At 69.4% G+C, this 13,817-nt stretch carries 13 protein-coding genes and 2 pseudogenes; 7 read left to right on the forward strand and 8 right to left on the reverse strand.

Going from position 1 to position 13,817, the window contains the following annotated elements; all coding sequences use genetic code 11:
- A partial coding sequence (locus MKK69_RS19720) for a transglutaminase-like domain-containing protein (RefSeq protein WP_243970621.1) occupies positions 1–558 on the forward strand: 558 nt, incomplete at its 5' end.
- A 16-nt stretch (positions 559–574) separates the two neighbouring features.
- Here the strand turns inward: MKK69_RS19720 and MKK69_RS19725 are convergent.
- The gene (locus MKK69_RS19725) at positions 575–1,342 is read right to left on the reverse strand and encodes a Crp/Fnr family transcriptional regulator (protein WP_243970623.1); all 768 of its coding nucleotides are present in this window, start codon (positions 1,340–1,342) and stop codon (positions 575–577) included.
- A gap of 546 nt (positions 1,343–1,888) precedes the next feature.
- Here MKK69_RS19725 and rpsA point away from each other — a divergent pair.
- The 3 genes and pseudogenes from rpsA (at position 1,889) to MKK69_RS19740 (ending at position 4,507) form a co-directional block, all read left to right on the forward strand.
- Positions 1,889–3,601, forward strand: coding sequence for a 30S ribosomal protein S1 (gene rpsA / locus MKK69_RS19730; protein ID WP_243970625.1), 1,713 nt, complete (start codon positions 1,889–1,891; stop codon positions 3,599–3,601).
- A gap of 219 nt (positions 3,602–3,820) precedes the next feature.
- Positions 3,821–4,071: pseudogene (locus MKK69_RS19735) on the forward strand (FitA-like ribbon-helix-helix domain-containing protein).
- A pseudogene (locus MKK69_RS19740) lies at positions 4,068–4,507 on the forward strand (PIN domain-containing protein). The pseudogenes MKK69_RS19735 and MKK69_RS19740 overlap by 4 nt, the downstream one beginning before the upstream one ends.
- 9 nt (positions 4,508–4,516) lie before the next feature.
- Here MKK69_RS19740 and MKK69_RS19745 read toward each other — a convergent pair.
- Positions 4,517–4,690 carry a hypothetical protein gene (locus MKK69_RS19745; protein WP_243970627.1) on the reverse strand — a complete coding sequence of 58 codons (174 nt, stop codon included), beginning with the start codon at positions 4,688–4,690 and terminating at the stop codon, positions 4,517–4,519.
- Between the two features lie 149 nt (positions 4,691–4,839).
- Here MKK69_RS19745 and sppA point away from each other — a divergent pair, with 149 nt between their 5' ends.
- From sppA to MKK69_RS19760, 3 genes are read left to right on the forward strand one after another with little or no spacing between them, the layout of a single operon-like run.
- Positions 4,840–5,802 carry a signal peptide peptidase SppA gene (gene sppA, locus MKK69_RS19750; RefSeq protein WP_243970629.1) on the forward strand — a complete coding sequence of 321 codons (963 nt, stop codon included), beginning with the start codon at positions 4,840–4,842 and terminating at the stop codon, positions 5,800–5,802.
- 50 nt (positions 5,803–5,852) lie between these two features.
- Positions 5,853–6,164 carry an integration host factor subunit beta gene (locus MKK69_RS19755; protein ID WP_091785957.1) on the forward strand — a complete coding sequence of 104 codons (312 nt, stop codon included), beginning with the start codon at positions 5,853–5,855 and terminating at the stop codon, positions 6,162–6,164.
- Between the two features lie 19 nt (positions 6,165–6,183).
- Entirely contained in the window at positions 6,184–6,552 is a 369-nt protein-coding gene (locus MKK69_RS19760; RefSeq protein ID WP_243970697.1) for a LapA family protein, read from the forward strand.
- Positions 6,553–6,554: 2 nt separating this feature from the next.
- Here MKK69_RS19760 and MKK69_RS19765 read toward each other — a convergent pair whose 3' ends face one another.
- The 6 genes from MKK69_RS19765 to MKK69_RS19790 form a co-directional block, all read right to left on the reverse strand.
- Positions 6,555–7,235 (reverse strand): phosphoribosylanthranilate isomerase, encoded by a 681-nt coding sequence (locus tag MKK69_RS19765; RefSeq protein ID WP_243970631.1) that lies wholly within the window; start codon positions 7,233–7,235, stop codon positions 6,555–6,557.
- Positions 7,236–7,263: 28 nt separating this feature from the next.
- The gene (locus tag MKK69_RS19770) at positions 7,264–8,370 is read right to left on the reverse strand and encodes a DUF2125 domain-containing protein (protein ID WP_243970633.1); all 1,107 of its coding nucleotides are present in this window, start codon (positions 8,368–8,370) and stop codon (positions 7,264–7,266) included.
- A gap of 138 nt (positions 8,371–8,508) precedes the next feature.
- Positions 8,509–8,955, reverse strand: a complete 447-nt coding sequence (locus MKK69_RS19775; RefSeq protein WP_243970635.1) for a hypothetical protein — start codon at positions 8,953–8,955, stop codon at positions 8,509–8,511.
- A 137-nt stretch (positions 8,956–9,092) separates the two neighbouring features.
- Positions 9,093–9,872, reverse strand: coding sequence for a lysophospholipid acyltransferase family protein (locus MKK69_RS19780; protein WP_243970637.1), 780 nt, complete (start codon positions 9,870–9,872; stop codon positions 9,093–9,095).
- A 76-nt stretch (positions 9,873–9,948) separates the two neighbouring features.
- The gene (locus MKK69_RS19785; protein WP_243970638.1) at positions 9,949–10,467 is read right to left on the reverse strand and encodes a hypothetical protein; all 519 of its coding nucleotides are present in this window, start codon (positions 10,465–10,467) and stop codon (positions 9,949–9,951) included.
- Positions 10,468–10,555: 88 nt separating this feature from the next.
- Positions 10,556–13,753: an efflux RND transporter permease subunit gene (locus MKK69_RS19790; protein ID WP_243970640.1), complete on the reverse strand. Its 3,198-nt coding sequence runs from the start codon at positions 13,751–13,753 to the stop codon at positions 10,556–10,558.
- Positions 13,754–13,817: the final 64 nt, after the last annotated feature.

The following is a 13,817-nucleotide window of genomic DNA, read 5'->3' on the forward strand; positions in this document are numbered from 1 at the left end:
CCGGACGCGGTGCTGATGTTCCTGCTCGGCTCGCGCTACTGCGACACCGACAAGCTCTCGCAGACCGCCTGGTCGCTGTTCGGCTCGACCCCGGAGGGCTGGGCCCGGGTCCAGGCGATCGTCGACTACGCCCACGAGCGCCTGCGCTTCGACTACCAGCGCGCCGATGCCACCCGCACCGCCCATGACGGCTTCATGCAGCGCGAGGGCGTCTGCCGCGACTTCGCCCACCTCGCCATCACCCTGTGCCGGTGCATGAACATCCCGGCCCGCTACGCCACCGGCTATCTCGGCGACATCGGCGTGCCCAAGGACCTGGCGCCGATGGATTTCTCCGCCTGGTTCGAAGTCTATCTCGACGGGCCCGGGGGACCGCGCTGGTACACCTTCGACGCCCGCCACAACTGCCCCCGGATCGGCCGCATCGTCATGGCCCGCGGACGCGACGCCACCGATTGCGCCCTGACGACGAGCTTCGGCGCGGCGGCCCTGGTGCGGTTCGACGTCCACACGGACGAGGTCCCCGGCGCCGCCGACACGCTGGCCCGGGCTGCCTGAGGCGGTCCGCGCTGCGTCAGACGGGGTCGGCGGCCTCGCGGATAGGCACGACGCTGCGATCCAGGTTCAGGAAGGTCGGGTCGAACTCGGCCACCGCCGCCAGTTCGTCCCAATCCTCGATCGTCAGCGTACCGCCGCTCAGGCTGACGAGGCCGCGCGTCCGCAACGTCCGCAGCACCCGATTCAGGTGGACGCTGGTGAGGCCTAAGGCGTCGGCCATCTCCGCCTGCTTGGGCGCCATGGGACAGCGCAGCCCGCTCGCTAGACCCACGGCGCGCTGACGGAGATAGAGTTCGCAGAACAGGTGGGCGACCCGGCCGAGGGCCTGCCGCCGGCCGAGGCTGGTGATCCGTTCGCGATAATGCGCGGCATCGATCAAGGTCTCGCGCCACATCGCGCCGGTGAGGGTCGGGTATCGCCGGAAGACCCGGTGCAGGGCGTCGTGCGCGATGAACGCGATCGTGCAGGACGTCAGGCTGGCGATGTGATGGTCCATCCGGTGGAGGTGCAGGCTCTGCAGATCAGGCATGTCGCCGGCGACATAGAACGACAGGATCTGCCGCCCCCCCTCCGACAGGGCGGCATAGCGCGACACCCAGCCCTGGAGCACGAGGCAGCATTGGCTCGGCTGGTCGCCGAACCGGACGATGTCGTGCCGGGCCGGCAGGCTCCGGATGCTATGGGGCAGGTTCAGGACCGCGGCCCGCTCGGCCTCCCCCAGGCGCCCGCTGCTGTCGAGTTTCCGTGCCAACATCTCCATCGGCGTGCTGTATCCGGCGGGCATCGGACGCTCAGCCTTCCATTTTCCGGGATGCGGGACGCAGGGTATTCTGATGCCTTAGACGTGCATACTGCTATCGAAGCGACGCACGGTTCGTTCTCCGATCGCCGGCTCTCAGGCAAGCCGCTGACGGCGCCGACCCTTCCTCGACTGGGCGATCGTGTCCAGGGGGCGCGTGTCGCCGCGTCCGGACCATGCCTCCATGGACCCGAGGTCGTACAGCGCTCCCGCGGCAGCCGGCAAGACCGCCACGGCTTCGTCATCACCCGCCGCGGCAGCGAAACCGCCTTCGGTTGAAGTCCCGGTACTGTTGCTGTAAGGCACCCGGTGTCTTTCCGGACCCGCTCTCGCGCGCTCGTCTTCTGGCGCGCCCGCTGAGCCGCCGGACGGACCGTCCTCGTCATCCGTATCGACGCGTCGGCAAGCCGGTTCTTTTGGGACCGGTCGCCTCTCCCGGAAAATGCAGGGGGTGGCCGCGGCGGACGGGGGTGTCTGCAACGCGAGCCGCCGGCGCAACGGGCCTCCGAGGGAGGCCGTTCAGGAGATGGAATGACCGCAGGTACCGCTCTGGGGCATAGCCCGAGCCGCGACGATTTCGCCGCACTCCTCGAGGAGAGCTTCCTCGAGCACGAGATCACCGAAGGGTCCGTCGTCAAGGGTCGCGTCGTCGCGATCGAGAAGGACGTGGCCGTCATCGACATCGGCGCCAAGACGGAGGGCCGTGTCGCACTCAAGGAATTCACCGGCCCCGGCCGGGAAGGCGAGCTGAAGGTCGGCGACGAGGTCGAGGTCTACGTCGACCGGATCGAGAACGCGCTCGGCGAGGCCGTCATCTCGCGCGACAAGGCGCGCCGCGAGGAGAGCTGGGTCAAGCTCGAGAAGTCGTTCGAGAACAACGACCGCGTCACCGGCACGATCTTCAACCAGGTCAAGGGCGGCTACACCGTCGACCTCGACGGCGCCGTGGCGTTCCTGCCGCGCTCGCAGGTCGACATCCGCCCGGTCCGCGACGTCACCCCGCTGCTCGGCACCCCGCAGCCGTTCCAGATCCTCAAGATGGATCGCCGCCGCGGCAACATCGTCGTGTCGCGCCGGACCGTGCTCGAGGAGAGCCGCGCCGAGCAGCGCTCGGAGCTGGTGGCTAACCTCGAAGAGGGTCAGGTCATCGACGGCGTCGTCAAGAACATCACCGAGTACGGCGCCTTCGTCGATCTCGGCGGCATCGACGGCCTGCTGCACGTCACCGACATGGCGTGGCGCCGCGTGAACCACCCGTCCGAGGTCGTGACCATCGGCCAGACGGTCAAGGTCAAGATCATCAAGATCAACCACGAGACGCACCGCATCTCGCTCGGCATCAAGCAGCTTCTGGCCGATCCGTGGGAGGGCATCGCCGCCCGCTACCCGGAGGGCGCCAAGCTCAAGGGCCGGGTGACCAACATCACCGATTACGGCGCCTTCGTGGAGCTGGAGCCGGGGATCGAGGGCCTGATCCACGTCTCCGAGATGAGCTGGACCAAGAAGAACGTCCATCCGGGCAAGATCGTCTCCACCTCCCAGGAGGTCGAGGTCCAGATCCTGGAGGTCGATCCGGTCAAGCGCCGCATCTCCTTGGGCCTCAAGCAGACCCTGCAGAACCCCTGGGAGGCCTTCTCCGAGAAGCACCCGGTCGGCTCCGAGGTCGAGGGCGAGGTCAAGAACAAGACCGAGTTCGGCCTGTTCATCGGCCTCGAGGGCGATGTCGACGGCATGGTCCACCTGTCGGATCTCGACTGGAACCGTCCCGGCGAGCAGGTCATCGAGGAGTTCAAGAAGGGCGACATGGTCCGCGCCCAGGTCCTCGACGTCGACGTCGAGAAGGAGCGGATCTCGCTGGGCGTGAAGCAGCTCGGCGGTGACCCCTTCGCCGAGGCCGGCGAGATCAAGAAGGGCCAGATCGTCACCTGCGAGGTGATCGAGGTGAAGGATGCCGGCGTCGAGGTGAAGATCGTCGACACCGACATGACCACCTTCGTCCGCCGCGCCGAACTCGCCCGCGACCGCGGCGACCAGCGCCCCGAGCGTTTCGCCGCCGGCGAGAAGTTCGACGCCCGGGTCGTGCAGTTCGACCGCAAGGCCCACCGCGTCCAGGTCTCGATCAAGGCCCTGGAAGTGGCCGAGGAGAAGGAGGCGATGGCCCAGTTCGGCTCCGCCGATTCGGGCGCCTCGCTCGGCGACATCCTCGGCGCGGCCTTCAACAAGAAGCGCTCCGACGACGATTGAGACCGACGGTCTCGCCGCCCGGCTCGGCCGGACGGCGGCTTCGGAAGGATCCAGAGGAGCCCGTGCGGGACACCTGTCCCGCGCGGGCTTTTTCATGCGTTTCCTGCGGCTGCCGCTTCGCTCGGAGGGCCTGATCCGCCCCCTCCCAGCTCGATCGCCTGACGTGATCGCACTGTAGAAGACTGCAATCATTACCGTCCGGGTCCGGAGGTTGGATCGATGCCGTCCATCACGATCCGCAATGTCCCCGGGCGGTGCATCGCGCCCTTCGCACCCGGGCCGCTCTGCACGGTCGCAGCACAGGGGCGGAAATTCGCAGTCTTCTCGCGCAGGCCGCCAAGCCCAAAGGTCGTCTGGAGCTAGGGTCGCTGCTGGTGTCCATCGCGCGCGAAGCCGTTGGAATGACCGAAGCGAAGCATTTCAGAGCGGTGCGCGATCAAACGGCGGTCGGACCGATGCGCTTTGAATGATCGTCCTCGATGCCAGCGTGATTTGCGAGCCCTGGAAGGTCGAACCGGATCCCAGGGTGGTCGCCTGGATCGATGGGCAGAAGATCGAAACCCTCTACCCGTCCACGATCACCATGGCTGCACTGCGCTTCGGCCCTGCGGCGATGCCGGACGGCCGACGGCGCGCGATCGATCAGGAGCGCCTGGAACGCGAGGTCCTGCCCGCCTTCTCGCGGCGGATCCTGTCCTCCGATCTGGGCGCGTCCCAGGCTTATGCCGCGCTGAGGGCACGGGCGAGGACGGCCGGCAGAGCCCTCACCGGGCGGACGGCTCTAGCGCCGCCACGGACGCTGCACGCGGCATGATGGTGGCCACCCGCGACACCGGTCCGTTCGAGGCAGACGGCCTGACCGTTATCAATCCCTCGGATGCGGTGTCGTGCTGCGATAGACGCTGACGATTCTGGTTACACTTGAGTTTCGTGCGGATTGCTCACGTCGGCGTCGCATTCGATCGGCCGTACGGCGGCGATCGACATTTTGATCTGCCCCTTGTCCGGAAACGCGACGCTGCAGGCCACGTAAGACCAGGCTGGCTCGACGGCCGGGGCCGGGTGCCGCATTTTCTTCGCGCGGCCCATATCCAGGCCTGCGGAAAATGCTCTAGAACACCGGCCTCGTACGGCTCCGGCCGCGCGTGGCAAAGGAAACCAAGGACTTGCCCGGCGCGGAGCCTCGCCTCCGCACCCCGTCACGGGGCCAGCCCAGGCAGGCAAGGGGAAGCGTGAGCATGGCAGCCGACGCCGAACTGCTGATTGACCGGCGGCGCCTCCGCCGCAGGTTGTCCCTCTGGCGCGTGCTCGGAATCGGCGGCCTGATCGTGGCGGTCGGCGCCCTCGGCTACCGGGTGCGGACCGGTACGGAAGGCGGCTTCGCCGTGCAGCCGCAGATCGCCCGAATCTCGGTCTCGGGTTTCATCGCCGGCAGCGAGTCGACCGCCAAGCTGATGAAGCGCGTCGGCGAAGCGGATGCCGTGAAGGGTGTGATCGTCTCGATCAATTCGCCGGGCGGCACCACCACGGGCTCGGAGGAGATCTTCCGCAACCTGCGGGCGCTCGCCGCCAAGAAGCCGCTGGTCGCCTTCGTGGACGGCACCGCGGCCTCGGGCGCCTACATCACCGCCATCGCGGCCGACCATATCGTCGCGCGCGAGACGAGCCTCGTCGGCTCCATTGGCGTGCTGTTCCAATATCCGGATCTCTCGGGCCTCCTCGACAAGGTCGGCGTCAAGGTCGAGTCGGTGAAGTCGTCGCCGCTGAAGGCCGAGCCCTCGGGCTTCACTCCGACCACGCCGGAGGCGCGCGCCGCCCTGGCCGCGGTGGTCGGAGACACCTATGCCTGGTTCAAGGGCCTCGTCGCCGAGCGCCGGGGCATGGATGCCGGCCAGGTCGCGGCGGTCTCGGACGGACGGGTGTTCAGCGGGCGCCAGAGCGTGCCGCTGAAGCTCGTCGATGAACTCGGCAGCGAGCGCCAGGCGGTGGCGTGGCTGGAGGGCACCAAAGGCGTCCCGAAGGATCTTCCGGTCAAGGACTGGAAGCCCGCAACGGAGAGCGGGTTCTCGCTCTGGTCCGCCGCCGGCCTCGGGGCGGATCTCCTCGGCTTCGACAGCGTCGCGGCGCGGTTGAGGAGTGTCGGAGCGGAGGCGGAGGCTGCCCGCGGCGGGCTCCTCGCCCTGTGGCACCCGGAACCCTGACCGGGCCGCCGCACGAAGCCCGCCCCGATCCCGCGAGAAGATTAGGCGCCATGATCAAGTCGGAGCTCGTCCTCAAGATCGCCGAGCAGAACCCGCATCTCTACCAGCGTGACGTGGAGATCCTGGTCAACGCGATCCTCGATACCATCTCCGACGCACTGGCCCGCGGCGACCGGGTGGAGCTTCGCGGCTTCGGGGCCTTCTCGGTGAAGCGCCGCGAGGCGCGCCGGGGACGCAACCCGCGGACGGGGGCGGCCGTTGCCGTGTCCGAGAAGGCGATCCCCGTGTTCAAGACCGGCAAGGAGATGCGCCAGCGCCTCAATGCGGCGGGCATCGGCGAGAGCGCCTCGGCCGCAGAGTAGGAAGAGAGCTGTGAGCGCGATGATCCGTTTTCTGAAGAGCCTCGTGCTGCTGCCGGTCGCCGCTCTGGTGATCCTGCTGGCGGTGGCCAACCGTGCACCGGTCCGGCTCTCCTTCGATCCGTTCAACGCGGACGCGCCGGTGTTCAGCGTCGACCTGCCGCTCTACGCGATCCTATTCGGCGCGGTGGCTCTGGGGATCGTCGTCGGCGGTATCTTCACGTGGCTGGGCCAGGGCAGGACCCGAGCCCGGGCCCGTCATCACCGCCGGGAGGCCGTGCGCTACGAGCGCGAGGCGTCACGGCTACGGACCTACGCGCCGGAGAGCGAAGTGCCGGGCCCCTACACCGTGCCGAATACCGGCCGCGCGGCGCTGCCCGCGCCGCGGTAAGGTCAGCGCGCCGCCCGCGCGGCCGCCACGAAGGCCGCGATCCGCTCCGGATCCTTGACGCCGGGCTCCGATTCAACCCCCGAAGAGACATCGACGGCGCCGAGGCCGGTACAGGCCAGGGCCTCGGCGACGTTGGCGGCGTCGAGCCCCCCCGACAGCATCGTGTCCCGCGGCAAGTCCAGGCCAGCGAGGATCGTCCAATCGAAGCGCCGGCCATTGCCGCCCGGCAGGATCGCCCCGGGGGGCGCCTTGGCATCCAGGAGGATCCGGTCGGCCACGGCCGCGTAGGCGGCCAGCGGCGTGAGATCCGCGGCCGTCGCGACGCCGATCGCCTTCATCACCGGACGCCCGGTCAGGGTGCGGATCGCCGCGACCCGCTCGGGAGTCTCACGCCCATGCAACTGGATCAGGTCCGGATCCACGACCTCGACCGCGCGAATCAGGAGGACGTCGTCCGGATCGACCAGCAGCACCACGCGCTCGGCCCGCCCCCGGGCGCGGGCCGACAGCGCTGCGGCCCGCGCGAGGTCCACATGGCGGGGGCTGCGCGGGAAATGGACGAGGCCGATCCAGTCCGCGCCCGCCCCTAAGGCGGCATCGAGGGTGTCCTCGGTGCTCAGCCCGCAGATCTTGACGCGGGGCGGGAAGACGGTCTCGGAGGCCATCGGCACCTTATAGCGCATGATCCCGCCCGCCGCGCGCGCGCCGGCGTCAATACAGCGCCGGCACGTGGACGTTGGGGATCGGGAAGCCGCTCAAGACGAGCTTGCCGTCGACGAGGCGGAGCGGGGGCAGGTCCTTCAGCGGCACGGTATCGGCCTGCGCGTCCGGCTGCGGGCGCCGGCTCAGCCCCAGCAGGCCGCCGACGAGCTGGCCGACCAGGGCGCCCCGGTCCGAACCGAAGCGCTGGCCGACGAGATTGCCGACGAGCGCATCGATCCCGGCCGCCCGCAGGTCGATCTGGCCCGCCGGCCGGTGGGCGGCATCGAGGGCCAGCGTGCCCTTCGCCTGGACGCGCTGCGGCCCCTTGGCCAGGGACAGGGCCGTGATGTCCAGGGTGCCGCCGGCCTGACGCCAGCGCTCCAGCTCCCGAGGCAGCGGCCCGGTGCGCAGCACGGTGGCCTGGGCCAGCGTCGCGTCGAGGGCGAGGTCGGCCGGATCCTGGGTGCCGGTGAGGGCGTCGAGCTGCGGAACCGCGGCCTGCGCGAGGCGCAGGCTGACATCCACCGCGCCCTCGGACGCGTAGCGGCCGGGATCGGGCCGGGCATGCAGTTCCAGATGCTGGCCCGAGATGGCGATGGGTCCCGGATCGGCACCCGCGACGGTGACCGTCGGATCGTCGATCACCACCGAGGCCCGGGTGAACCCGTCCGAGGCACCGTGGAAGCTGCCCTGCAGGGCGCGCCAGGCGGCGTCACCGATCAGGGCGCCCTGCTCGACATGGAACGGACCGGCGCTCTCGAACACGACGAGACGCGGCTGATAGACCTGCGCCACCGCGATGCTCGGCCCCAGACGGAAGCGACCGTCCGACCGCTCCAGGGTCACGGTGCTGCAGCGCAGCTCGATGCGGAAAGGGTACCCGGTCAGCGATCGGTCGGCGCAGGCCCAGTTGCGGCCTGCGGTGGCCTCCCGCGCCATCCAGCCATCGATCTCACTGGCCGCCCGGCTACGGATCCAGATCCAGCCGATCGACCACGCGACCACCACGACGGCGAGGAGGATGTAGGGCAGGAACAGCCCGCGCCGCGACCGACCTGCGACCCGCCCCGGGGGCGTCTGTGCCGCGCTCTCCGGCCGCGTCCGATCCTGCGCCATGCGTTTCGCTCCGCACCCCGGTCCCGTCGGGGCATTCCGACCCCGGCTTGAAGCCATGCAAGGGGCGAAACTGGGGCGGCGGCTTTCCCGTTCGATGGTTGCCCGGACCGGACCGCGCGAAGACTCGGGTTTTCCGGCTCAGACCTGAGCCGGCTCCGCCGTATCCACCCGCAGGTCCGCCACGATCGCCACCCGCTCGGCCTCGTTCTCGGCAAGGCGATGCACATGCATCTCGGTGGCGCCGCTGTGCCGGACACGGTCCAACCAAGTCCGGCGGAGATGGTCGCGCGGGCTCTCCTTCGAGGTGGCGACCGACAGCATCTCGGCGATTCCGGACACGTCGCGGCGCACCGCGATCACCACCGCCTGCGCCATCTCGTCGAGGTCGAATCCCCCGGCCGGATGGACCCCGACCACGTAGCGACGGCCGGAGCGGCCGCGCCAAGCCGAGAGCGGGAGCGCGGGCGTGCCGCGCAGGCCGGCTGTCGTCTTGAGACGTTCTTCGCGCACATCCTGCCTCCGGCTGCGATCGTCCTTCAGGTCGCGGAGCGCGGCCGACCAGGACAGGGCTCTTCTGTTCGCCATTTGTTCCAACCTAGCGCGGTCTATCCACAGCCGTCAAGGACGACGTCGTTAGGTCGGAAAATGGGATCTGTACCCGTTATCCACAAGCCTGCACCGCCCGTGCGTGAGCGTTCCTGTACGCCGGTGCAGGCGGGACTTCAGTGGCGCCGGGCCGCCACCGCGCGGACCTCGGTGTCCGGAATCGGCTGGCCGGCAGCGGCCGATCCGCCGAGGCCGCCCTCCACGAGGGCGTTCGAGGCCGCCTCCAGGCGCTCCTGCGCGAGGGCCTGGAATTCCTGCCGGGACAGGCCCGGGGGAATGATCGGCAGGAACGCGATGACCGCGGTACCGGGCCGGCGGACGACGCTGTTGCGCGGCCAGAACAGGCCGGTGTTCAAGGCCACGGGAAGGCAGGGCACCTGCAGGGCCGTGTAGAGGTGCGACAGGCCCTGCTTGTAGGCCGGCGGCGCCCCCGCCGGACGGCGGGTCCCCTCCGGGAAGATGATCAGCTGGCGGCCCTGGCGGATCGCCGCCCCGGCGGCGGCGTTCATCAGGCTCATGGCCCGGTTGCCCTTGGACCGGTCGATCGCCACCATGCCGCTGCGCGACAGGTACCAGCCGATCAGCGGGATGAACAACAGCTCCCGTTTCAGGATGTAGGCGAAGTTCGGCAGCACCGTACCCAGCGCCAGGGTTTCCAAGGCCGATTGGTGCTTGGCCGCGACGAGGAGCGGCCCCTCCGGGATGTTCTCGAGGCCTCGGAACTCGACCCGCGTGCCCGCGACCACCCGCAGCAGCCACAGGGTGATCTGTCCCCAGAGGCGCGCCAGCCCCAGCACCGCCCGCCCGGAGATCAGCGTCGGCAGACCGCCGACCGCCAGGACGGTCGTGACAGCGTAGAAGCAGATGTTGAAGGCGAGGGAGCGCAGGGCGAGCATCGGAATCCGAGGGGTGGCGGCCTCCCTGTAGCGCGCCCGGACGCCCGGGGCCAAGGGCGCCCGGCGCCGGTGCGCCTCACGCGGCCCCGGCCGGGCGGTCGTCCCGGGCGGGACCGGCCCCGCGACCGGCGACCAGCCAGTAGACCAAGCCGGCGCAGGCTCCGGCGACGAACAGGATCAGGGTCAGTCGCGCCTCAGCGGCCAGGCGATTCGGGTCGAGGCCGGCCTCCCCGGACCGCGTCGCGCCCCGGGCAAACCAGGGGAGGGCGGCCGTCAGCGCCCCGCAGCCGGCGCCGTACCACAGAAGGCCGCGCCGCCCGAGGATCTCGCCGCCGAGGCCGATGAGCGCCGGGGGCACGACCAGCAGCACGAACAGCGCCTTGGCGAGGCCGGCGATCAGCAGCGCCAGCGATTCCGGCGGCAGGCCCGCGGAGATGTCGGACAGGGCCATGTCGAGCCCGGCGAGCGCCCCGCCGGTCAGCCATGCCTGTGCGGTCGGGTCGACGAGGAGCGCCAGGGCCAGGACGGCGAAGCCCGCCGGGACGGCGAGGAGGAGGGCGAAGGCCCCGAGGAACAGGCGGCCGAGGGCGTGCATGGTCCGAGCCTGTACACCCGGCGGGCTTGTCCGTCGCGCGCGTGCCGCGCCCGATCCCCACGGATCCGGCGCGGCTGCGAACGGCGTATCAGCCGTGGGCGGGCGCGGCGTCCCCGTGATCCCCGTGCGTGTGCTTCTTGCGGAACCGGCCGAGCCAGTTCGAGAGGTGCCGGATCACCACATAGAAGACCGGGGTCAGGAACAGGCCGAAGAAGGTCGCACCGATCATCCCGAAGAACACCGCGGTGCCGAGCGCCTGGCGCATCTCGGCGCCGGGACCGGTGGCGATCACCAGCGGCAGGGTGCCGAGGATGAACGCGAAGGCGGTCATCAGGATCGGGCGCAGGCGCAGGCGGCAGGCTTCCACCGCCGCCTCCACGGGGCCGCGGTGCTCGCGCTGCTCGATGTCGTGCGCGAATTCCACGATCAGGATCGCGTTCTTGGCAGCCAGGCCGATCAGCACGATCAGGCCGATCTGGGTCAGGATGTTGTTGTCCTGCCCCCGGAACTGCACGCCCGCCAGCGCGGCCAGCACGCCGGTCGGCACCACCAGCAGGATCGCGAGCGGCAGGGCCCAGGATTCGTACTGCGCGGCCAGCACCAGGAACACCAGCAGCACGCCCAGCGCGAAGACGGCGCCGGCGGTGCCGCTCGCGGCCTTCTGCTGGAAGGCGATCTCGGTCCAGTCGTAGGCGAAGCCGTCGGGCAGGGCCTTCTTGGCGATCGCCTCCATGGCGTCGAGGGCCTGTCCGGTGGAGACGCCGGGCTTGGCCACGCCCTGTACCGGGACCGAGTAGTACAGGTTGAACCGCTGCACGATCTGCGGGCCGGTCACGTCGCGCACGGAGGCCAGCGTGCCCATCGGAACCAGCGCGCCGGTCGAGGAGCGCACCTTGATCTGCGAGATGTCCTGGATCGAGGTGCGGAAGGCGGCGTCGCCCTGCAGGCGCACCTGGTAGATCCGGCCCAGGGTGTTGAAGTCGTTGACGTAGGTGCCGCCGAGATCGGCCTGGACCGACGAGAACACGTTGGCCAGCGGCACGTTCAGCATGCGCGCGATGGTGCGGTCGATGTCGAGGAAGAGCTGCGGCGTCGAGTTGTCGAAGGTCGTGAAGACGCGCTGGACATCGGCGCTCTGGTTGGCCTGACCGATCACCTCGCCGGCCGCCGCCATCAGTGGCCCGATATCCGAGGATTGGCGGCTCTCGATCTGCATCTTGAAGCCGCCGCCATTGCCGAGGCCGCGGACGGGCGGCGGCGGAATGACGATCACCCGCGCCTCCTGGATGTCCGCGGTGGCCTTGAGCACCTCGCCGGTGATCACCCCGGCACTGCGCCCCTGACCGGCGCGTTCCTTGGCCCCCGTGAGGGTGAGGAACATCACGCCGGCATTGGTGGTGTTGGTGAAGGTCGCCCCGTCGAAGCCCGCGATGATCACCGCGTTGGCGACGCCGGGCACCGTCCTGGCCTGCTTGGCGGCCCGCAGGATCACCTCCGTGGTGCGGTCGAGGGAGGCGCCGGAGGGGAGCTGCACGACGCCGATCAGGTAGCCCTGGTCCTGGTCCGGGATGAAGCCCGTGGGCGTGGTCTGCGCGAGGTGCAGCGTGCCGGCGATCACGGCGGCATAGACCAGCAGCATCACGCCGATGCCGACGATCCCGCCGGTGAGGACGCGAATGGCCCGGCCGTAGGCGTTCGACGTGGCGTCGAAGGCACGGTTGAAGCCGTTGGCCAGCCAGGCCACGAACCGCGTCAGGAAGAACTTCGGCTCCTTGCGGGCGTGGTGCGGCACGAGCAGCAGCTTGCAGAGCGCCGGCGACAGGGTCAGCGAATTGAAGGCCGAGATCAGCGTCGAGGCCGCGATGGTCAGCGCGAACTGCTTGTAGAACTGGCCCGAGATGCCCGGGATGAACGCGGTCGGCACGAACACCGCGGCGAGCACCAGCGCGATGGCGATGACCGCGCCGCCAACCTCGTCCATGGTCTTGTGGGCGGCGTCGCCGGGGGAGAGCCCCTCGGCCATGTTGCGCTCGACGTTCTCCACCACCACGATGGCGTCGTCGACCACGATGCCGATGGCCAGCACCAGCCCGAACAGGGTTAGGTTGTTGAGCGAGAAGCCGAAGGCCGCCATCGCCGCGAAGGTACCGATTAGCGACACCGGAATCGCGATCACCGGGATCAGGGCGGTCCGCCAGCTCTGGAGAAACACCAGCACCACGATGACGACCAGGCCGACCGCCTCGAACAGGGTCTTGTAGACCTCCTGGATCGACTCCTCGATGAACTCGGTCGGGTTGTAGGCGATCCGGTACTCGACGTCCGGCGGGAAGTTCTTCTTGACCGTCTCCATCACCTTCTTGACCGAGGTCGCCGCGTCGAGCGCGTTTGTGCCCGGCCGCTGGAAGGCGCCGATGCCCACCGCCGGCGTGTCGTTGAGGTAGGAGTTGGTCGTGTAATCCTTCTGGCCCATCTCGACGCGGGCGATGTCCTTCACCCGGACGAGGCGCCCGTCCTGCGCCTTGATGATCACCTCGGCGAACTGCTCGGGCGTCTTGAACCGCGCCTGCGACTGCACAACGAGCTGGAACGCCTCGCTGGGTGCCGCCGGGGGGCCGTTGAGCTGGCCGGCCGCCACCTGGACGTTCTGCTCCTGCAGCGCCGTGGTGACGTCGGTCACCGACAGGCCGTAGGCGGCGAGCTTGTTGGGATCGACCCAGATCCGCTCGGCGTATTCGTTACCGCCGAAGATCGTGATGTCGCCGACGCCGTCGAGGCGCAGCAGCTCGTCGCGGATGTTCAGGTAGATGTAGTTGGCGAGGTAGTTCTGGTCGTAGGTCTTGTTGGGCGAGAGCAGGTGCACGACCAGCATCAGGTCGGGCGAGGCCTTGCGCACGGTGACGCCGAGGTTGCGCACGTCCGGCGGCAGGCGCGGCTGGGCGACCGAGAGACGGTTCTGCACCAGCACGTTGGCGATATCGAGGTTGGTGCCGACCTTGAAGGTCACGGTCAGCAGCATGTTGCCGTCGTTGGTCGACAACGACGTCATGTACAGCATGTTGTCGACGCCGTTGACCTCCTGCTCGATCGGCGTCGCGATCGTGGCGGCGACGGTCTCGGCGTTGGCGCCCGGATAGGAGGCGCGCACGGTCACGGTCGGCGGCACGATCTCGGGGTACTGCGAGACCGGCAGGGTCTCGTAGGCCACGAAGCCGAGGATCAGGAAGACGATCGACGTGACCGACGCGAAGATCGGCCTGTCGACGAAGAAGTGGGCGAAACGCATCGGTCAAACCTCTGAGGCCCGCCGGTCACCCGGCCGGGGCCCTGCGTCATCGGTGCGGCGCGCG

The organism is Methylobacterium sp. J-026 (genome assembly GCF_022829585.1).
Lineage (GTDB): Bacteria > Pseudomonadota > Alphaproteobacteria > Rhizobiales > Beijerinckiaceae > Methylobacterium.